Origin of the sequence: Leisingera sp. UBA4491 (genome assembly GCF_002388965.1) — a bacterium.
GTDB classification, from domain to species: Bacteria; Pseudomonadota; Alphaproteobacteria; order Rhodobacterales; family Rhodobacteraceae; genus Leisingera; species Leisingera aquaemixtae.
In genome coordinates this window covers 62,279-80,700 of sequence record NZ_DGNN01000005.1, presented here as the reverse complement: position 1 = coordinate 80,700, position 18,422 = coordinate 62,279, and the positions used below count along the sequence as shown (strand labels likewise).

At 63.8% G+C, this 18,422-nt stretch carries 19 protein-coding genes; 14 read left to right on the top strand and 5 right to left on the bottom strand.

Going from position 1 to position 18,422, the window contains the following annotated elements; all coding sequences use genetic code 11:
* Positions 1-13 precede the first annotated feature (13 nt).
* The 10 genes from B2P87_RS01880 to B2P87_RS01835 all read left to right on the top strand — a co-directional run bounded on the left by B2P87_RS01880 (position 14) and on the right by B2P87_RS01835 (position 10,491).
* Positions 14-574 carry a F0F1 ATP synthase subunit delta gene (locus tag B2P87_RS01880; RefSeq protein WP_058286045.1) on the top strand — a complete coding sequence of 187 codons (561 nt, stop codon included), beginning with the start codon at positions 14-16 and terminating at the stop codon, positions 572-574.
* Positions 575-2,113: a F0F1 ATP synthase subunit alpha gene (gene atpA / locus B2P87_RS01875; protein WP_058286044.1), complete on the top strand. Its 1,539-nt coding sequence runs from the start codon at positions 575-577 to the stop codon at positions 2,111-2,113.
* A 15-nt stretch (positions 2,114-2,128) separates the two neighbouring features.
* Positions 2,129-3,007 (top strand): F0F1 ATP synthase subunit gamma, encoded by an 879-nt coding sequence (locus B2P87_RS01870; protein ID WP_141890908.1) that lies wholly within the window; start codon positions 2,129-2,131, stop codon positions 3,005-3,007.
* A 21-nt stretch (positions 3,008-3,028) separates the two neighbouring features.
* Positions 3,029-4,453 carry a F0F1 ATP synthase subunit beta gene (gene atpD, locus B2P87_RS01865; RefSeq protein WP_058286042.1) on the top strand — a complete coding sequence of 475 codons (1,425 nt, stop codon included), beginning with the start codon at positions 3,029-3,031 and terminating at the stop codon, positions 4,451-4,453.
* A gap of 56 nt (positions 4,454-4,509) precedes the next feature.
* Entirely contained in the window at positions 4,510-4,923 is a 414-nt protein-coding gene (locus tag B2P87_RS01860; RefSeq protein ID WP_058286041.1) for a F0F1 ATP synthase subunit epsilon, read from the top strand.
* 408 nt (positions 4,924-5,331) lie between these two features.
* Positions 5,332-6,123 (top strand): hypothetical protein, encoded by a 792-nt coding sequence (locus B2P87_RS01855; protein WP_141890907.1) that lies wholly within the window; start codon positions 5,332-5,334, stop codon positions 6,121-6,123.
* A complete protein-coding gene (locus B2P87_RS01850; RefSeq protein WP_141890906.1) occupies positions 6,120-6,833 on the top strand; it encodes a hypothetical protein in 714 nt (237 codons plus the stop codon). The genes B2P87_RS01855 and B2P87_RS01850 overlap by 4 nt, the downstream gene beginning before the upstream one ends.
* 248 nt (positions 6,834-7,081) lie before the next feature.
* Positions 7,082-8,665 (top strand): class I SAM-dependent methyltransferase, encoded by a 1,584-nt coding sequence (locus B2P87_RS01845; RefSeq protein WP_141890905.1) that lies wholly within the window; start codon positions 7,082-7,084, stop codon positions 8,663-8,665.
* Positions 8,666-8,810: 145 nt separating this feature from the next.
* A complete protein-coding gene (locus B2P87_RS01840) occupies positions 8,811-10,028 on the top strand; it encodes a PAS domain-containing protein (protein WP_141890904.1) in 1,218 nt (405 codons plus the stop codon).
* Between the two features lie 112 nt (positions 10,029-10,140).
* Positions 10,141-10,491: an H-type lectin domain-containing protein gene (locus B2P87_RS01835; RefSeq protein ID WP_141890903.1), complete on the top strand. Its 351-nt coding sequence runs from the start codon at positions 10,141-10,143 to the stop codon at positions 10,489-10,491.
* Here the strand turns inward: B2P87_RS01835 and B2P87_RS01830 are convergent.
* Positions 10,488-10,889, bottom strand: coding sequence for a helix-turn-helix domain-containing protein (locus B2P87_RS01830; protein ID WP_141890902.1), 402 nt, complete (start codon positions 10,887-10,889; stop codon positions 10,488-10,490). The two genes, B2P87_RS01835 and B2P87_RS01830, sit on opposite strands and share 4 nt — an antisense overlap.
* Positions 10,890-10,958: 69 nt before the next feature.
* Here B2P87_RS01830 and B2P87_RS01825 point away from each other — a divergent pair, with 69 nt between their 5' ends.
* Positions 10,959-12,152: an MFS transporter gene (locus tag B2P87_RS01825; RefSeq protein WP_141890901.1), complete on the top strand. Its 1,194-nt coding sequence runs from the start codon at positions 10,959-10,961 to the stop codon at positions 12,150-12,152.
* 57 nt (positions 12,153-12,209) lie between these two features.
* On the opposite strand, the gene B2P87_RS01820 is transcribed toward B2P87_RS01825, so the two are convergent.
* Positions 12,210-13,232, bottom strand: coding sequence for a ribose-phosphate pyrophosphokinase (locus B2P87_RS01820; protein WP_008556654.1), 1,023 nt, complete (start codon positions 13,230-13,232; stop codon positions 12,210-12,212).
* Positions 13,233-13,339: 107 nt separating this feature from the next.
* On the opposite strand from B2P87_RS01820, the gene B2P87_RS01815 reads away from it, so the two are divergent.
* Both B2P87_RS01815 and B2P87_RS01810 read left to right on the top strand, forming a co-directional pair.
* Entirely contained in the window at positions 13,340-13,942 is a 603-nt protein-coding gene (locus tag B2P87_RS01815; RefSeq protein WP_141890900.1) for a 2-hydroxychromene-2-carboxylate isomerase, read from the top strand.
* The gene (locus B2P87_RS01810) at positions 13,939-14,739 is read left to right on the top strand and encodes an alpha/beta fold hydrolase (RefSeq protein WP_141890899.1); all 801 of its coding nucleotides are present in this window, start codon (positions 13,939-13,941) and stop codon (positions 14,737-14,739) included. Before B2P87_RS01815 ends, B2P87_RS01810 begins: the two co-directional genes overlap by 4 nt.
* Before the next feature lie 22 nt (positions 14,740-14,761).
* Here the strand turns inward: B2P87_RS01810 and B2P87_RS01805 are convergent, their stop codons facing one another.
* Both B2P87_RS01805 and soxC read right to left on the bottom strand, forming a co-directional pair.
* Positions 14,762-15,280, bottom strand: a complete 519-nt coding sequence (locus tag B2P87_RS01805) for a c-type cytochrome (protein ID WP_141890898.1) — start codon at positions 15,278-15,280, stop codon at positions 14,762-14,764.
* Positions 15,267-16,550 carry a sulfite dehydrogenase gene (soxC, locus tag B2P87_RS01800; protein WP_141890897.1) on the bottom strand — a complete coding sequence of 428 codons (1,284 nt, stop codon included), beginning with the start codon at positions 16,548-16,550 and terminating at the stop codon, positions 15,267-15,269. Before soxC ends, B2P87_RS01805 begins: the two co-directional genes overlap by 14 nt.
* A gap of 201 nt (positions 16,551-16,751) precedes the next feature.
* On the opposite strand from soxC, the gene B2P87_RS01795 reads away from it, so the two are divergent.
* Positions 16,752-17,345, top strand: coding sequence for a 2-hydroxychromene-2-carboxylate isomerase (locus B2P87_RS01795; RefSeq protein WP_141890896.1), 594 nt, complete (start codon positions 16,752-16,754; stop codon positions 17,343-17,345).
* A gap of 18 nt (positions 17,346-17,363) precedes the next feature.
* Here the strand turns inward: B2P87_RS01795 and B2P87_RS01790 are convergent, their stop codons facing one another.
* On the bottom strand, positions 17,364-18,398 hold the full coding sequence (locus B2P87_RS01790) for a threonine aldolase family protein (protein WP_141890895.1): 1,035 nt from the start codon (positions 18,396-18,398) through the stop codon (positions 17,364-17,366).
* Positions 18,399-18,422 lie beyond the last annotated feature (24 nt).

Below are 18,422 nucleotides of genomic sequence, written 5' to 3'. Positions count from 1 at the left end.
CGGAAGGGTGGACGTGTCCGAACCAGCTTCGATTTCTGCAGGCATTGCTGCGCGCTATGCCACGGCGGTGTTCGACATCGCTGAAGAAAACAAGGCGCTCGACAGCCTTGAAACCAGCATCAATGACCTGGCAGCCGCGCTGGCTGACAGCGAAGACCTCAACAGCCTGATCCGCTCGCCGCTCGTGTCGCGCGAAGAGCAGGGCGCCGCGATCACCGCGGTGGCAGAGAAGATGGGGCTGGATCCCGTCCTGCGCAATACTCTTGCCCTGATGGCCGACAAACGCCGCCTGTTCGTGGTGCCCGCGCTGATTGACGCGCTGCGCGCCCGGCTGGCCGAGGCCCGCGGCGAAGTCACCGCCGAAGTGGTGTCCGCCAAGGCGCTGACCAAGACCCAAAGCGAAAAGCTGGCCAAGACCCTGGCCGAGCGCGTGGGCAAGAAAGTCACCATCAATGCCACCGTCGATGCGTCCATCATCGGCGGTCTCGTCGTTAAAGTGGGCTCGAAGATGATCGACAGTTCGATCCGCTCCAAGCTCAACTCCCTACAGAATGCAATGAAAGAGGTCGGATAAATGGGTATCCAAGCAGCAGAGATTTCTGCGATCCTGAAAGACCAGATCAAGAATTTTGGTCAAGAAGCCGAAGTGGCAGAAATCGGCCGCGTGCTGTCCGTTGGTGACGGTATTGCCCGCGTTTACGGCCTCGACAATGTTCAGGCCGGTGAAATGGTCGAATTCCCGGGCGGCATCATGGGCATGGCGCTGAACCTGGAAAACGACAACGTCGGTATCGTGATCTTCGGCTCCGACCGCGACATTAAAGAAGGCGACACCGTCAAGCGCACCAACTCCATCGTGGACGTTCCGGCCGGCCCCGAGCTGCTGGGCCGCGTTGTCGACGGTCTGGGCAACCCGCTGGACGGCAAGGGCCCGATCAACGCCTCCGAGCGTAAAGTCGCAGACGTCAAGGCGCCGGGCATCATCCCGCGTAAATCGGTGCACGAGCCGATGGCAACCGGCCTCAAGTCGGTCGACGCGATGATCCCGATCGGCCGCGGCCAGCGCGAGCTGATCATCGGCGACCGTCAGACCGGTAAAACCGCCGTGGCTCTGGACACCATCCTGAACCAGAAAACCTACAACGACGCCGCAGGCGACGACGAGTCCAAGAAGCTGTACTGCGTCTATGTCGCTGTCGGCCAGAAGCGCTCGACCGTTGCCCAGCTGGTGAAGAAGCTGGAAGAAGCCGGCGCGATGGAATACTCCATCGTCGTGGCCGCAACCGCGTCCGACCCGGCGCCGCTGCAGTTCCTGGCACCCTACGCCGCAACCGCGATGGCCGAATACTTCCGCGACAGCGGCAAGCACGCGCTGATCATCTATGATGACCTGTCCAAGCAGGCCGTGGCCTACCGCCAGATGTCCCTGCTGCTGCGCCGTCCGCCGGGCCGCGAAGCTTACCCGGGCGACGTTTTCTACCTGCACTCCCGCCTGCTGGAGCGTTCGGCCAAGCTGAACGAAGACTTCGGCGCCGGCTCGCTGACCGCTCTGCCGGTTATTGAGACCCAGGGCGGCGACGTGTCCGCGTTTATTCCGACCAACGTGATCTCGATCACCGACGGCCAGATCTTCCTGGAAACCGAACTGTTCTACCAGGGCATCCGCCCCGCCGTGAACACCGGTCTGTCGGTTTCGCGTGTGGGCTCCTCGGCCCAGACCAACGCGATGAAGACCGTTGCAGGCCCGGTGAAACTGTCGCTGGCCCAGTACCGCGAAATGGCGGCCTTCGCCCAGTTCGGCTCCGACCTCGACGCCGCCACCCAGCAGCTGCTGAACCGTGGCGCCCGTCTGACCGAGCTGATGAAGCAGCCGCAGTACTCGCCGCTGACCAACGCTGAGATCGTCTGCGTCATCTTCGCCGGCACCAACGGCTACCTCGACAAGATCGACCTCAAGGACGTCAGCCGCTGGGAAGCGGGCCTGCTGGCGCACATGCGCGGCAAAGGCAAGGAGACCCTGGACTGGATCACCAACGAAGATCCCAAGATCAAGGGCGATGCCGCTGACAAACTCAAGGCTGCGATCGACGAATACGCCGCCACCTTCGCATAAGGAGAGAGTCGGGACATGCCTTCTCTCAAGGACCTTAAAAACAGGATCGAGTCGGTCAAATCGACCCGCAAGATCACCAAAGCCATGCAAATGGTGGCCGCGGCGAAACTTCGCCGCGCCCAGGAAGCTGCCGAGGATTCCCGGCCCTACACCAAGCGGTTCAACGCCGTGATGGCAGGGCTGGCGGCCTCGGTCGGCGGCAGCGACTCCGCGCCCAAGCTGCTTCGCGGCACCGGCTCGGACCAGGTTCACCTCCTGGTGGTCATGACCGCCGAACGCGGCCTCTGCGGCGGCTTCAACTCGAACATTGCCAAGCTCGCCCGCCAGAAGGCGGCCGGGCTGAAGGCCGCGGGCAAGACGGTCAAGATCCTGACCGTCGGCAAGAAGGGCCGCGATGCCCTGAAGCGCGACCTTGGCAGTGATTTCGTCGGCCATGTGGACCTCAGCGATGTCAAGCGCGTCGGCTATGCCAATGCGCAGGCCATCGCCAAGGACATCCTGACCCGGTTCGATGCTGGTGAATTCGACGTTGCCACGATCTTCTTCTCGGAGTTCGTCAACGTGGTGACCCAGATCCCGACCGCGCAGCAGATCATCCCGGCTTCCTACGAGGGCGGCGAGGCCCAGGACGGCGCATCTGCGGTCTATGACTACGAGCCCGGCGAAGAGCGGATCCTGGCGGACCTGCTGCCGCGCGGCGTGGCGACCCAGATCTTCTCGGGGCTGCTGGAAAACGGCGCATCCGAACAGGGTGCCCGGATGAGCGCGATGGACAACGCAACCCGCAACGCGGGCGATATGATCGACAAGCTGACCATCGAGTTCAACCGCTCCCGCCAGGCCGTGATCACCAACGAGCTGATTGAAATCATTTCGGGCGCTGAGGCGCTCTAAGAGACAACCGGAGACCAACAAATGGCACAAGCAAAAGGCAAGGTGACCCAGATCATCGGCGCCGTTGTGGACGTCCAGTTTGACGACCACCTGCCCGCAATTCTGAACGCACTGCACACCGAAAACGAGGGCAAGACCCTGGTTCTGGAAGTGGCACAGCACCTCGGCGAAAACACCGTCCGCACCATCGCTATGGACGCAACCGAGGGCCTGGTCCGCGGCCGCGCCGTGAGCGACACCGGCGCGCCGATCTCGATCCCGGTCGGCAACGCCACCCTGGGCCGCATCCTGAACGTGGTGGGTGAGCCGGTGGACGAAAAGGGCCCGGTCAACGCGACCGAAACCCGCGCCATCCACCAGCCCGCGCCCGAGTTCAACGAGCAGTCCACCGAGTCCGAGATCCTGGTGACCGGCATCAAGGTGATCGACCTGCTGGCCCCGTACTCCAAAGGCGGCAAAATCGGCCTGTTCGGCGGCGCCGGCGTGGGCAAGACCGTTCTGATCATGGAACTGATCAACAACATCGCAAAAGTGCACTCCGGCTACTCGGTGTTCGCGGGTGTTGGCGAACGGACCCGTGAAGGCAACGACCTGTACTGGGAAATGATCGAATCCAACGTGATCAAGCCGGACAACCTGGAAGACTCCCAGGTGGCCCTGGTCTATGGTCAGATGAACGAGCCTCCGGGAGCCCGTGCCCGTGTTGCGCTGACCGGCCTGACCCTGGCCGAACAGTTCCGCGACCAGTCCGGCACCGACGTTCTGTTCTTCGTGGACAACATCTTCCGCTTCACCCAGGCAGGCTCAGAAGTGTCGGCTCTGCTCGGCCGTATCCCCTCCGCTGTGGGCTACCAGCCGACCCTGGCCACCGACATGGGCGCGATGCAGGAGCGTATCACCTCCACCAAGAACGGCTCGATCACCTCGATCCAGGCCGTCTACGTTCCCGCGGACGACCTTACCGACCCGGCACCGGCAACCACCTTTGCCCACCTGGACGCGACCACCGTTCTGAACCGTGCGATCTCCGAGCTCGGCATCTACCCCGCCGTGGACCCGCTCGACTCCTCGTCGCGCCTGATGGACCCGCAGATCGTTGGCGAAGAGCACTACAAAGTGGCTTCCGACGTTCAGCAGATCCTCCAGCGCTACAAGTCGCTGCAGGACATCATCGCCATCCTCGGCATGGACGAACTGTCGGAAGAGGACAAGCTGACCGTTGCGCGTGCGCGTAAAATCCAGCGTTTCCTGTCCCAGCCGTTCGACGTTGCGAAGGTCTTCACCGGCTCCGATGGCGTCCAGGTTCCGCTGGAAGACACCATCTCGTCGTTCAAGGCGGTTGTGGCCGGCGAATACGACCACCTGCCCGAAGGCGCCTTCTACATGGTTGGCGGCATCGACGAAGTGCTCGCCAAAGCCGAGAAGATGGCTGCGGAAGCCGCCTAAGAACGGATTTTCCCCCGCGCTTTCGCGGTGCGGGGGAACCCTGAAAGGAGGCCCCAATGGCACAAACGATGCAATTCGACCTCGTCAGCCCCGAGCGCGCCCTGGCGTCGCTGCAGGCGAGCGCGGTTCAGATCCCCGGCGCCGAGGGCGACATGACGGCGATGCCTCAGCACGCGCCGACCATCACCACCCTGCGCCCCGGCGTGCTGAAGGTCGAAAGCCCCGAAGGCAATTCGGAGTATCTGGTGACCGGCGGTTTTGCTGAAATCGCAGGCGACAGCCTGTCGGTTCTGGCCGAACGCGCGATCCCGATGACTGAGATGACCCGCGATCAGATGAACGAGCTGATCGAGGAAGCCCGCGAGATGTACAAGACCGCGAAAGAGGAAGACCAGCCGCACGGGTTGGTCGAGGACGCAGCCAAGCTGCTCGCCGACATGGAAGCCCTGGGCACCCATATGTCCCTCTGATCCATTTGCGGATTGGACGATTGAGAAACCGGCTCCCCTTGGGGGCCGGTTTTGTTTTGGGCAGGGAGGGTTTCGGCACAGGCCTTGTTCTAGTCCTCCTCCAATGGTGTTGGGACTATCGTGCGTTTGCGGGACGGAGCCGCCCTTCGCTGCGGCCGCAGCCTCGACAGCACTCTGTGGCCGCAGTGCGCGACAAGCAGACTTTGCCAGTTAGATTGTAAGGCACATGCTGGACATCACGTACTCAGTTCGTCAGTTTAGCTCTGCATTCAAAAAATCATACTGTTGCGGACAGTTTGAGGAAGCAATCAACTTTTGCGTGTCTTTGAGGTTTTACCTCGAGTGCGCCTAGGCTATGAAGTGGTTCTATTGATGACAAAAAGACGGGCTGTTGGGCGGTTGCAAAAGATGCTTGACGAAGAACACACAAGTGAGAGCCGTTTACCTTTAGTCCACACAACAAGTTTGTATAGCTTTGAAGATCTGTGTTCAGAAGATCGTATTGACCCTACACATTGCCAGCACTTTAACGAGAAATTGCTGTACTTGTTCTACGGACGGCCAGCGTATCGAACGGAAACAGCAGAATTCAGCGATCTGTCATTCAATTGGCCTATTGTTTTCGTCCTAGATCCAAGCAAGATAGATAACTTGAAAGCAGTTTACCCCTTTGACACAGGCGCTTTCTACTTGGGCCTGTACAGGAGGTTCTTTTCGAAAAAATCGGAAACCGAAGACTTTAGACTTCCAGGATCGCTCGAGTATGCCGAAAAGCTTGTTGACGCCTTTTATTCTAACAAAGAAGAGTACCTGAGAGGGAGGTCTACGAAGAATACCAACATTCCTCCATTCAACTTTGAAGCCGAAGGAATACAGAAATTAAGTAGGGAGCCCTCTTTTACAAGTAGAATTTCTGAAGATCAGGTTACTAGAGATGAACGGTCATCTTCAATAGAAATTCAAACTGAAAACTCGATAGACATCGCTGACGCAACACTTGCAATCGTTCTTCCGTCTGCAATACTGGAAGAGCCAATGGTAGTTGATGCGCTGGACCGCTGGGGACTCGCTAAAGAAGCTGTTCGCTACTACGATGTGCAGGGTTTTCATGGCACGGACTCCTGGCTTGGCCAAATCTACGCTCAAATTTCAATAGTGTATCGTGATCATGGTTTCTTGGATGGAGGTGTGTCGAGGTGAGGCCTCGTGGCAGTTCATATAAGATTGTTGCGGTTCACAATCCGCTTGGTAGGTTTCCGTCACGCGTATTTCCGATCTTTCAGCTAAGCTCTGAGACTGGTCCATCAGGGCGACTTTTCCAGCAAGTCATATCAAGTGACGGGAAGATTGAAGATTTCCTGGAGCTTAAGAAGCCAAATGCAGAGCGTTTAATTTTTGCGAATGACGGAAACAGGTTAAGTTTTGTAGACCAATTGGCCCTGCATTGCTTCGCTCACCGAGAGGGGGAAATTTTTATCGCCCGCGGCCTTTCTGAATTTAGTCAGTATTTTCGAGCTCTTATGTCGGAGGATCGGTACCGAGAGATTCGAGATCACCCATTGTGTGCAGTTGAGCTGGCAAGATTTGTTGACGATGAGGAGTATGAGGCGAAATTCACGAAAATAGCGACTAAGAAACTTGCGAAGAGAAGCATCAACGTCGCGGAGGGCTGGCTCAACTATTCGCAACTCTCGGAGCCAGCTCGCCAAGCTGGGTTTGAGGTGCTAGAAAAAATAAAGAAGGAGAAATTCTCATTTGAGGAGACTAAAGATATTAGATCCATTCAGATGGGGGAGGGCACCTTTTACCAAGGTGATTTTGTGAGGCAATTATGGGACGGAAAAATTCACATCCGCATTGGCAATAGGCTGTTTAAAGGAAAGCCTATCCAATCGTTACGGCGGGGCTAAGAGTCCGAAAAGATCTGTTTGTGACCTGCAACGCGTACGAAGTTCTGCCAAGCATCCGACATCCGTAATGGGCTCAAAGGAGACCTTGGCCTAGGCTGCGATGGAAAGTTGTCTTGTGCGCGCTTTCCTCTGTTCCCTGTTCTCACCTTCCCGTGAGACTGCTGCCAATCCGCACCCCTCTTAACCCAATTCTCACCAAATTTTCCGAAATTACCCTGCATGACGTTTACCCAACCGCAGGAGTCCCCGTGACCGATTGGACTTCCGGCTATGTTGCCGGCATTGACTACACCTATGATTTCCACAGCCAGCTGACGCCCGCCCTGCTGGAATTCGGCGCCATGCGCCAAGGGCACCGGCACGGGCTCGATAAGGACAGGCTCAGCTATTGCGAACTGGGCTGCGGCCAGGGGTTCTCCGCCAACCTGCTGGCAGCCGCCAACCCGCATATCGAATTTCACGCGATGGACTTCAGCCCGGCCCACATCGCGGGCGCCCGCGAACTGGCGCAGGAGGGCGGACTGGACAACATCCGCTTTCACGAACGCAGCTTCGAGGATTTCGGCGAGGCGCCCGGCCTGCCGGACAGCTTTGACATCATCGCGCTGCACGGCGTCTACAGCTGGGTCTCCGCCGAAAACCGCCAGCACATCCTCCGCTTCATCTCTGACCGGCTGCGGCCGGGCGGGCTGGTGTATGTCAGCAGCAACGCGCAGCCGGGCTGGGCCGCCGCGATGCCGCTGCGCCGCCTGCTCACCAGCCGGGCAGAGCAGGGCAGCGGCCCGCTGATGACGCGGATCCAGGATGCCATCGACTTTGCCCGCCAGCTGAGCGCGGCCGGCGCGGGGTTCTTTGCCAGCAACCCTTCCGCCGCCAAGCGTCTCAAGCATATGGACGCCATGCCCGCCAACTATCTGGCGCATGAGTATTTCAACAAGGACTGGACGCCCTTCCACTTTGAGGATCTGGCCGCAGAGCTGGCCGGCGCCAAGCTGAACTTTGCAGGCTCGGTGCATCCGCTCGACAATATCGACAGTGTCCGCTTCACGCCGCAGCAGCAGGCGCTGCTGGAGGCTGAGCCGGACCCGGACCGCCGCGAGAGCCTGCGGGACGTGCTGCTGAACGAGCATTTCCGCACCGACATCTTCGTGAAGGGCAAGCTGGCGCACACCCCGCGCGGCGAGATCGGCGCCTGGTTCGCGACACCGTTTGCGCTCACCCGCACTTACAGCGGCGGCGCGCTCCGGTTCCATCACCGCGGCAAGGACCTGCCGCTGGAGCAGGAGCAGTACGCGCCGGTGCTGAAGGCGCTCGCCCAAGGCCCCGCAACGGTGCGCAGCCTGCTGGATCAGGGCGTGTTCGGCACCATGGACTGGGGCAGCATCACCGTCCTGCTGTCCGCGCTGGCCGCCACCGGCTGCATCGCGCCCTGCCTGCCGCCAGAGGGGCTGGCCAGGCGCGATGCCGCCTGCCGCGCCTTCAACCAGGCCGTCTGCAAGCGGGCCGAGGACAGCGAGGCGCTGCGCTTTCTGGCCTCGCCGGTCACCGGCGGCGGGGTGGAGCTTGACCGGCTTGAGCAGCTGTTCCTGCTGGCCCGCGGCGAGGGGCTGGAAACGCCCTCTGAGTGGGCGGATCTGGCCTGGCGCATCCTGGCGCCGCAGGGCCAGCGCCTGCAGCACGAGGGGCGGGTGCTGGAAACCGAAGAAGAGAACCTCGCCCTGCTGCGCGCCCGGGCCGGCAAATTCGCCGCCCGCCGGCTGCCGCTGCTGGAAAGCCTGGGCGTCGCGCTGCACCGCAGCAGCACCGCCCTGGCGCAGGAGGCTGCTGCCTGATCCCGCCGGGGGCGGCGGCGGTTTCGCCGCCGCCGCCCCCGGCGCTGCCGGAAAAGTTGAGCGGCGCGTGCCGCATTAGCAATTTGAAAAGCACTGAGCGGTACACATAAACCAGCAATAAATAATCACTGACAGGAACTGACCCGTGTCCTTCGAAGACCGCACGCTGACTGCTCAGACCAGGAGCAAAGAGGCTTTTTTTGCCTTGGACGAAGTGTTTTTCTCCCGCACCGATGACCGTGGTGTCATCCGGGCCGGCAACGCGGTGTTCAGCCGGGTCGCAAAATACCCGCTGGAGGAGCTGCTCGGGGCGCCGCACAAGATCATCCGCCATCCCGACATGCCGCGCGCGGTGTTCCAGCTGCTGTGGGACACCATCAAGGACGGCGGCACCGTCGGCGCCTATGTCAAGAACCGCGCCCGCGACGGCAGCTATTACTGGGTGTTTGCCGTGGTGACGCCCTGCGACGGCGGCTATCTGTCGGCGCGGATCAAACCCACCAGCCCGCTGCTGCGCACGGTGGAGCAGGAATACGTCAAGCTGCGCCAGGCAGAGCAGGCAGAGGGGCTGAGCCCGCAGGACAGCGCCGTGCTTCTGCTGGCCCGCCTGAAGGAGCTGGGCTTTGACACCTACAACGATTTTGCGGGCCACGCCCTGGCAGAGGAGCTGCTGGCCCGCGATGCCGGCCTCAAGCGCCCGGCCTGCGCCCGGCTGGCCGAACGCCGCGAGATGCACGCAACCGCAGGCACGCTGGTGGGGGAAACCGAGGCGCTGGTGCAGGAGTTCGAATCCATGCGCACCATCCCGCATAACCTGCGGGTGATCGCCTCGCGGATCGAACCGGCAGGCGGGCCGGTGACGGTTCTGTCGCAGAACTACAGCTCCATGTCGCGCGACATGTCCAGCTGGTTCGAGGCCCACGTCTGGGGCAAGGACAGCAAATTCCGGGCCATCAAGGGCACCGTGACGGCGGCCATCTTTGTCGAGGGGCTGGCGCGCATCCTGACCGAATGCGGCCATCAGCTGGACCAGGAAGACGGCACCGCCTCCACCGACATCGCCCGCGAGCAGGCCATCCTGTCAGAGCTGACCGAAACCCAGTTCACCAAGGCGCGCGCCAGCCTGCATGACGTCCGCTTCGAGGCCGACCGCATCCAGAAGGCCTGCCTGACCCTGCACCGCCACTTCATGGCGCTCACCACCACCCGGGTGCTGTGCAAGATCGAATGCGCGCGGCTGGGCCATGTGGGGGAATCGCTGAACTCGATCATTGATGAGCTGGGCCAGTTCCAGGACCGGATCTCCGCCCGGCTGGAGCGCATCTCCGAGCTCAGCGCGGCGCTTGCCAGCGAGGACAAGTAACCCGCCGCCACCGTGCGCCCCCGCAACAGCCGCTGGCGCATTGCTGCTGAGTTCTGGATTATCCTGCTGTATGGCCTAGACTGACAGTCAGGCTAAGCGCTTGGGAAACGGAATGAAAAGACTGCGCAACCCCCGCACGGGGGTCGATCAGGGCGACACCGGGATCTTCTCGGACTTCGAAGACGGCGGCCAGATGTGGACCGGCACCGGCCCCCGGGAACGGCGCCGGGCGGTGCAGTTTTCCGAGCCGTTCGCCCGCCCGCCCGCCGTGCATGTGTCGGTCTCGCTGTGGGACATGGACACCTCCGCCGCGATCCGGGCAGAACTGGTGGCGGAAAACATCACCTGCGAAGGCTTCGATGCCGTCTTCCGAACCTGGGCCGACAGCCGCGCCGCCCGTGTGCGCGCCGCCTGGCTGGCCATCGGCGACTTGCCCCATGCCGATGACTGGGACGTCGACTAGACCTTCGCCGTGAGGCTTCCAGCCTGCAGAAGCTTCTGAAACTTCGGGCACTCCAGATGGCTGGGCGCCGGGCATTCCGCCGCATGGCGCAGCGCGTCGCGCAGCGCCGACAGCTCTTGGATCTGCGCGTCCAGCGCGTCGGCGCGCGCAAGCAGCTGCTCCCGCGGCAGGTCGGGCTGGCCGTTCCTGCCGAACATGGCCGAAATCTCCTGCAGCGAAAACCCCGCCGCCTTGCCCAGGGTGATCAGCGACAGCTGCACCAGCGTGCCGGGCCCGAACTGCCGCCGCAATCCCTTGCGCCCGGCCGAGGCGATCAGCCCGATCTCTTCGTAATACCGCAAGGCCGAGGCCGCCACGCCGGAGCGTTCGGCGACCTCGCCAATATCCAGAAGTTTCATCCTTGACCTCAAGCTGGCTTGAATTCGCAGGCTGCCATCCGGAACCGGAATGAACAAGGGAATTTGCGGATGACGACGGAAAACACAGGCCTGTGGCGGCAGCCCAAGGCGATCGCGCTTTTGATGGCCGCCAGCCTCACGGTCATGGCCAATGCCACCATCAGCCCGGCACTGGCGGGGCTGCAGCAGGAGTTTGCGGCAGTGCCCGATGCGGGCTTTCTGGTGCGGCTCCTGGTCACCGCGCCCTCGCTGGGGGTGATGCTGGCGGCGCCGCTGGCGGGCTGGCTCACCGACCGCGCCGGGCGGCGGCGCGTGCTGCTGGCCGGGATCTGGCTGTTCATCCTGTGCGGCACCGCGGGGTTTTACCTGCCCGACCTGCACCTGATGCTGGCCAGCCGCTTTGGCCTGGGCCTGGCGGTGGCGCTGATCATGACCGCCCAGACCGCGCTGATCGGCGACTATTTCACCGGCACCCGGCGGCAGGCGCTGACCGGCCTGCAGATCTCGGCCCGCAACTTCGGCGGGCTGGTGTTCATCGGCCTCGCCGGATTGGCCGCCACCCTGTCGCCGCGGCTGCCGTTCCTGATCTACGGGCTGGCGGCTGTTGGCCTCTACACGGTCTGGCGCTTTGCCGCCGAACCGGACCGCACCGGCGCCGGGCAGGCGCAGGCAGAGGGGGCAGGGCACCCGGCCTGGCTGGCGCTGGTGATTGCGGTCTCCGGGTTGCAGATGCTGACCAACGGGCTGTTCTTCATGATGCCGACCCAGCTGCCGTTCTTCTTTGAGTCCCAGGGGCTCAACAGCGCGCTGATGACCGGCGCCGGGCTGGGCCTTCTGTCGCTGTGCGGCGGCCTCACCGCGCTGGCCTATGCCCGGTTCAAGGGCAGTCTGCCCCATGCGGCGGTCTTTGCCGCCGGCTACAGCGCGCTGGCGCTTGGCTTTGCGGTTCTGGCGCAAGAGGGCAGCCCGGCCCTGTCCCTCAGCGGGGCGATGGCCGTCGGCATCGGCTATGCCACGGTGTCGCCGGGCTTTGTGGCCATTGCGCTGGCCCTGGCCCCGGCCGGGCGGCGCGGCACCGCGGGGGCCATCCTCACTGCTTCGGTGTTCTGCGGCCAGTTTCTGTCGCCCTTCGCCAGCACGCCGGCCATTGCCCATTGGGGATACGGCGGCGCCTTCGGCGCGGCTGCGGCGGTGCTGGCGCTGATGGCCGCCGCCGCGCTGGCCGCGGCGCTGCAGACCGCCCGCCGCCGTGCCCCGGCCTGAAACGAAAAAGCCCCGCTTGACTGCGGGGCTTTCATCAATTCCGGGGTAACAGCCGCCTCAGCCGCCGTTTGAATAGAGGCTCTCGTAAATCGGAACCAGCGTCTTGTCCTCGAACAGCGACGACACAGAGGTGCCGTGCCAGATGTTCAGGATCGCCTGGGTGAACAGCGGCGCGGTCGGCACGATGCGGATGTTCGGCGCGGCCTTCACTTCCTCGGTCGGCTGGATCGAGTCGGTCAGCACCAGCGATTTCATCACCGAGTTGGTGACGCGCTCCACCGCCGGGCCGCTCATAACGCCGTGGGTGATATAGGCGTGGACTTCCTTGGCGCCGTTGTCCAGCAGCACCTGCGCCGCCTTGCACAGGGTGCCGGCGGTGTCGCACATGTCGTCGACGATCAGGCAGATCTTGTCCTTCACGTCGCCGATCACGGTCATTTCCGCCACTTCGCCCGGCTTCTCGCGGCGCTTGTCGACGATCGACAGCGGCGCGTTGATGCGCTTGGCCAGCTCGCGGGCGCGGGCCACGCCGCCCACGTCGGGAGAGACAACCATCAGGTCACCCATCTGGTCCTTGAACTGGGCCTTCACGTCCAGCGCAAAGATCGGGCTGGCATAAAGGTTGTCCACCGGAATGTCGAAGAAGCCCTGGATCTGCGCCGCGTGCAGGTCCATGGTTAGCACCCGCTCAACACCTGCGCCGGTCAGCATGTTCGCCACCAGCTTGGCCGAAATCGGGGTGCGCGCCTTGGTGCGGCGGTCCTGGCGGGCATAGCCGAAATAGGGGATCACTGCGGTAATCCGCTGGGCCGAGGAGCGGCGCAGCGCATCGGCAATGATCAACAGCTCCATCAGATTATCATTGGCCGGGTTCGAGGTCGGCTGGATGATGAACATGTCCTCGCCGCGGACGTTCTCATAGACTTCGACGAAGATCTCGCCGTCATTGAACCGCTCGACGCGGGCGTCTGCCAGCCCCTGGTCGACACCGCGGTGCAGGCTCATCCGGCGGGCAATGGCTTGGGCAAGAGGGAGGTTGGCGTTCCCAGCAATCAGCTTGGGTTCGTTCAAGGTCGGCATTGGCTGTGATCCCCAGGCAGCAATGGCAATGTGTCAGATTCGTGATATTGAACCCCGCTTATCATGCACTTACCGTCGCGCAAAGTTCTAAGCGGGAGATACAGCCTATGGCAGCATTTGATTTCTACTTTTCCACTCTTTCGCCTTTTGCCTATCTCGCCGGAACCCGCCCGTGGCAGATTGCGGCCCGTCACGGCGCCGAAGTCACCTGCAAGCCGCTGGACATCCTGGCACTGTTTGCCCGCACAGGCGGCACGCCCCCGGGCGAACGGCACCCGGCGCGGCAGGAATACCGGCTGATCGAACTGCAGCGGCAGGCGGATAAGCTGGGCCTGCCCATCAATCTGAAACCTGCGCATTGGCCAACCAACGCGGCGCCTTCGGCCTATGCCATCATCGCCGCCCAGAACGCAGGCGGCGGCGATATGGCGCAGCTGGTGCATTCCATCCTGCGCGCCTGCTGGGCGGAGGAGAAGGACATCGCAGAGGACGCGGTGATCCGCGCCTGCCTCGCGGGCGCCGGCTTCGACCCCGCGCTGGCGGACAGCGGCCTCCTGGCCGGCGCGGAGACCTATGCGCAAAACCTCGAGGATGCGGTCACTGCCGGCGTGTTCGGCGCGCCGTTCTGGGTGACGGCGGACGGGGCCAGGTTCTGGGGCCAGGACCGGCTGCAGGATCTGGACGCCCATCTGGCGGAGGCGGCAGGGTGACGGATCAGCTGGACGGTATCTTCTCGCGCAGCTTCGGGCAGGGCCCGCGGCCGGTGCTGGCGGTGCATTGCTCGCTGGCCCATTCCGGCGCCTGGCGCGGCCTGGCAGAGGTGATGGCGGAGGACATCACCCTCACCGCCTATGACATGCTGAGCCACGGCCGCAGCCCGGACTGGGACGGGCAGGGCAATTACCAGCTGCTGAACGCAAAGGCGGGCCTTGCGCTGCTGACAGAGCCGGTGGATCTGGTCGGCCATTCCTTCGGCGCCACCGTTGCCCTGCGCATGGCGATGGCGCGCCCGCATCTGGTGCGCAGCCTGACCTTGATCGAGCCGGTGCTGTTTGCCGTGGCCAGAACGGACGCCCCGGAGGTGCTGGCCGAGCTGGAGGCCGGCAACCAGCCCATCGACGCCGCCTGGGCGGCTGGCGATGTGGAGCTGACAACCCGGCTGTTCAACCGCCTGTGGGGACCGGGAGAGCCGAAATGGCCCGACCTGCCGGAGCCGCTGCGCGCATCCATGATGCGGGCGATGCCGGTGATCCCGGCCAGCTATGGCACGCTGTATCTGGATGAAAACGCCACCCTGGCGCCGGGGTCGTTGGATCCCGTCACGATGCCGGCCCTGCTGGTCACCGGCTCGGACAGCCCCCCGGTGATGGCCGAGATCGCCAAGGGACTCGCCCGCCGCCTGGGCAATGCCCGCACTGTCTCGGTGGCCGGTGCAGGCCACATGCTGCCGGTGACGCATCCGAACGAAACGGCGGAGTTCCTGCGCCGCTTCTGGGCTGGCGCTTAGGCTTGAAGGGCGCGGTCCGGCCTTACCACGGCGTTGCGCCCTGCTTGGCCCAGACGTCGGTGAAGTTGCCGTGGTTGGGCATTTGCACCTGTGGCAGGGTCTCTGCCGTCATCGCGGTCTCCGCATCAATCACCCCGTTGCGTTCCAGAATGAAGGCAGCCAGCGCATAGGCCTCGTCATCGCTCAGCGATTTCGGCGCCTCCAGCGGCATTGCCCGGCGGATGTAGTCAAACAGCGTGGTGGCGTAGGGCCAGTAACTGCCGGCTGGCTTGGGCCAGACATCATTGGGGCCCACCGGCGGCATCACCGGGCCCTCGCTGCCGGTCGCGCCATGGCAGGCGGCGCATTTCGCGGCATAGATCTCCGCCCCTTGTGCCGCGGTGCCGCTGCCCGCGGGCAGGCCGGTGCCATCGGGTTTTACATAGGTGGCGTAAAACGGGATCTCCGCAGCATCCAAGGGCTGGCCCAGCCCGGGCCCTTCGGCGTGGGCGGCAGCGGTGCCCAGCAGCAGGGCGGCGGCGGTGAGTTTAAAGATAGACATTCTGAACCGCTCCTTCTGCTGTGACCTGCCAGGGCTGGATGGCGTTGTAATGCAGGAAGTTCGACGCGTGATAACGCGCCTTCCAGTCGGCGCGCGCAGGCTGCACCGCGCCGGTCTCATCGGTGGCGCGGCTCATCAGCACCAGGGGCGAGCCGTCCCAGTGCCAAGCCAGGCTGAACCGGGTCAGCGCCTGCGGCAGCACCGGTCCGGCCAGCGCCGCCTCTGCCCAGCTTTCGCCGCCGTCGGCCGAGACCTCGACCTTGGCCACCTTGCCAGCGCCGGACCAGGCCAGCCCGGAAATTTCATACACCCCCGGCCCGTTCATCGTCATGGTGGCGGACGGGTGGGTGATGAAGGACTTCACCCCCATTGCGAAGGTGAACTGGAGCGAGGAACCATCGGCGAGGATCTCGGTATACTCCCCCGATTCATCCTTGGTATGCACCGGCGCCTCCGTCACCCACAGGCTGGTCAGCCACTTGATGTTCATATTGCCCTCCCACCCCGGTAGCAGCAGCCGCATCGGATAGCCCTGTTCGGGGCGGATCCGCTCGCCGTTCTGATAGAGCGCCAGCATGCCGTCACTCATGATTTTTTCCATCGGGATCGAGCGCGCCAGGCTCGGACCGTCGGCGCCGGCGGCGACCACCCACTTCCCTTCGGGCTTCACACCGGCTTCCTCCATCAGCACGGCCATCGGGACGCCGGTCCATTCGGTGTTCGACACCAGCCCATGCAGCATGTCGCAGCCTGCTTGCATCGGCTCCGGCATCACCGCGTTGAACAGGCTGTTGCCGGCGCATTCCAGGAAATGGGCCGCCGTCACCATCGGGTAACGCTCCAGCGCCTCCACGCCGAATTGCAGCGGCCGCTCCACCAGCCCGTGGATCATCAGCTGGTGGCGGGCCGGGTCGATGTCGGGACGGCCGCCGTGATGCACCTCGTAGTGCAGCCCGTTGGGGGTGATGGTGCCGCGCAGGCGGTGATGCGGCGTGCCGGACAGGCTGAAGGCCGGCGCCACATCCTGCCACGGCTCGATGATGGCGCGCTGCACGGAGGCTTCCGTGGCAGCCGGCATGCCGTAGCCGCGCGCCCGCGCACCTGCGGCCTTGGTCCACTCCGGGATCTCCGCCTCCGCCCGCGCCGCCCCGGGCCGTGCCAGTCCCGCAACGGTTCCGGCTGCGGCGGCAGTCAGCAGCGTCCGGCGGCTCAGCAGTCCGCCGCCCGCGGCATAGTCCAGCGCGGTGCTGTCACTTTTGGATCGTGTCATCTGAATTTCCCCTCCCTTGCTGGCAACTGCTGCTCGCACCGGGCCTCGGGACGCGGGTCTTGCCACCCGCTGCTATCGCAATTCTATCATAAAACGGGCCGCAGCAGCAGGGGCAGGGCAGGGGCGGGCCGCGGATGGCCTTTGGAATATCCGCCTCAGCCGCTAAACTCTACCGCAGGTCACGACTGACAGGAGGCTCCCATGCCCGGACTAGATTTCTGGTATTCGATCGGCAGCACCTACAGCTACCTCACCGTGATGCGGATCGGCGATGCGGCGGCGCAGGCGGGCATTCCGGTCCGCTGGCGCCCGTTCAACGTGCGCCACGTGATGACGGTGCAAAACAACATCCCGTTCAAGGATAAGCCTGAAAAGACCGCCTATATGTGGCGCGACGTCGAACGCCGGGCGCAGCGCTACGGCTTCCATGTGCGGCTGCCCGCACCCTATCCGCTGCCGGAACTGGTGCTGGCCAATCAGGTCGCAGCGCTGGGCGCGGCAGAGGGCTGGGGCGAGGCCTATACCCAGGCCGCCTACCGCTGCTGGTTCGAGGCGGGCCAGCCCGCGGGGGAGGACCCGAACCTCAGCGCCAGCCTGGAGGCCGCTGGCCAGGATCCGGCCCGTGTGCTGGAAGAGGCGCAGTCGGAAAAAACCGTCGAAATGCTGGCAGATGCAACGGAGGAGGCAATGGCCCTGGGCATCTTCGGCGCGCCCAGCTTTGCGGTGGGCAAGGAGATATTCTGGGGCGACGACCGGCTGGAGGATGCGCTGCTCTGGGCGCTGGACCGCCAGTAGCCGCCGCCGGGCTCGGGATCAAAGCAGCGACAGGAACGCCCGGATGGCCTCGTCCGGCACCGACCAGTCGCAGACGAATCGCGCGGTGACCAGCTCATGCTCCGGCCCCTGCAGCAACCCGTCCCACAGGTGATAGATGGCGCCTGCCGCAAACAGCTCCTGGTGCCTGCGGCGGGGCAGGGCGGCAAAGATCATGTTGGCCTGCGCCGGATGGGTGAAATGCGCGCCCGCCGCCTCCAGCCCTTCGGCCAGCAGCGCCGCCTTGGCATTGGCCGCGCGGGCGTTCTTCAGCCACAGATCGTCGTTCAGATAGGCCAGCATCTGCGCTGACAGATACCGGTGCTTGGAAAACAGATGCGCGCCGCGCTTGCGCCGGTACTCGAACTCCTCCGCGTGCCGGGGATCAAAGAAGATCACCGCTTCCACCCCCATGCAGCCGTTCTTGGTGCCGCCGAAGGAGACCGCATCCACACCCGCTTTCCAAGTCATCTCGGCGGGCGTGCAGCCCAGCGACACCAGCGCATTGGTGAAGCGCGCGCCGTCCATATGCACCGGCAGCCGGTATTCCTTGGCCGCCGCACAGACCGCTTGCAGCTCCGCCAGGCTGTAGACGGTGCCGAACTCCGTCACCTGCGTCAGCGACACCGGCCCCCGCTGCGGCCCGTGCACGCCGCGGGTCTCCTCGCCCTCGATGGCGGCGCGCAGGCCTTCGGAGGTCATCTTGTCGGCTTCCGTCACCAGCGTCAGCTTGGCGCCGCCGGTGTAGAATTCCGGCGCGTTGCATTCATCCATGTTGATGTGAGCAGGCCGGGTGCAGAACACCGTCTGCCACGGCTGCGCCAGGGTCGACAGCGCCAGCACATTGGCGGCGGTGCCGGTCGCGACCAGATAGACCGCCGCCTCCGGCGCCTCAAAGATCTCCCGGATCCGCGCCGTCACCTCGGCCATTTCCGCATCCGCCCCATAGCCCATGGCATAGCCCCGGTTGGCTGCGGCCAGAGCGTCAAGGATCTGCTGCGGCACCGGGCCGGAATTGTCGGAGGCGAAATGCATCGGGCTGGGTCCTTGCTCTGTTGC

What these genes read in the sequence shown, in the direction of transcription:
- B2P87_RS01835 (WP_141890903.1), top strand. Translation starts at nt 10,141, where the DNA reads ATGAAAAGACTGCGCAACCCCCGCACGGGGGTCGATCAGGGCGACACC.
- B2P87_RS01790 (WP_141890895.1), bottom strand. Translation starts at nt 18,398, where the DNA reads ATGCATTTCGCCTCCGACAATTCCGGCCCGGTGCCGCAGCAGATCCTT.
- B2P87_RS01830 (WP_141890902.1), bottom strand. Translation starts at nt 10,889, where the DNA reads ATGAAACTTCTGGATATTGGCGAGGTCGCCGAACGCTCCGGCGTGGCG.
- B2P87_RS01805 (WP_141890898.1), bottom strand. Translation starts at nt 15,280, where the DNA reads ATGTCTATCTTTAAACTCACCGCCGCCGCCCTGCTGCTGGGCACCGCT.
- B2P87_RS01795 (WP_141890896.1), top strand. Translation starts at nt 16,752, where the DNA reads ATGCCCGGACTAGATTTCTGGTATTCGATCGGCAGCACCTACAGCTAC.
- B2P87_RS01855 (WP_141890907.1), top strand. Translation starts at nt 5,332, where the DNA reads ATGCTTGACGAAGAACACACAAGTGAGAGCCGTTTACCTTTAGTCCAC.
- atpA (WP_058286044.1), top strand. Translation starts at nt 575, where the DNA reads ATGGGTATCCAAGCAGCAGAGATTTCTGCGATCCTGAAAGACCAGATC.
- soxC (WP_141890897.1), bottom strand. Translation starts at nt 16,550, where the DNA reads ATGACACGATCCAAAAGTGACAGCACCGCGCTGGACTATGCCGCGGGC.
- B2P87_RS01825 (WP_141890901.1), top strand. Translation starts at nt 10,959, where the DNA reads ATGACGACGGAAAACACAGGCCTGTGGCGGCAGCCCAAGGCGATCGCG.
- atpD (WP_058286042.1), top strand. Translation starts at nt 3,029, where the DNA reads ATGGCACAAGCAAAAGGCAAGGTGACCCAGATCATCGGCGCCGTTGTG.
- B2P87_RS01820 (WP_008556654.1), bottom strand. Translation starts at nt 13,232, where the DNA reads ATGCCGACCTTGAACGAACCCAAGCTGATTGCTGGGAACGCCAACCTC.
- B2P87_RS01870 (WP_141890908.1), top strand. Translation starts at nt 2,129, where the DNA reads ATGCCTTCTCTCAAGGACCTTAAAAACAGGATCGAGTCGGTCAAATCG.
- B2P87_RS01860 (WP_058286041.1), top strand. Translation starts at nt 4,510, where the DNA reads ATGGCACAAACGATGCAATTCGACCTCGTCAGCCCCGAGCGCGCCCTG.
- B2P87_RS01815 (WP_141890900.1), top strand. Translation starts at nt 13,340, where the DNA reads ATGGCAGCATTTGATTTCTACTTTTCCACTCTTTCGCCTTTTGCCTAT.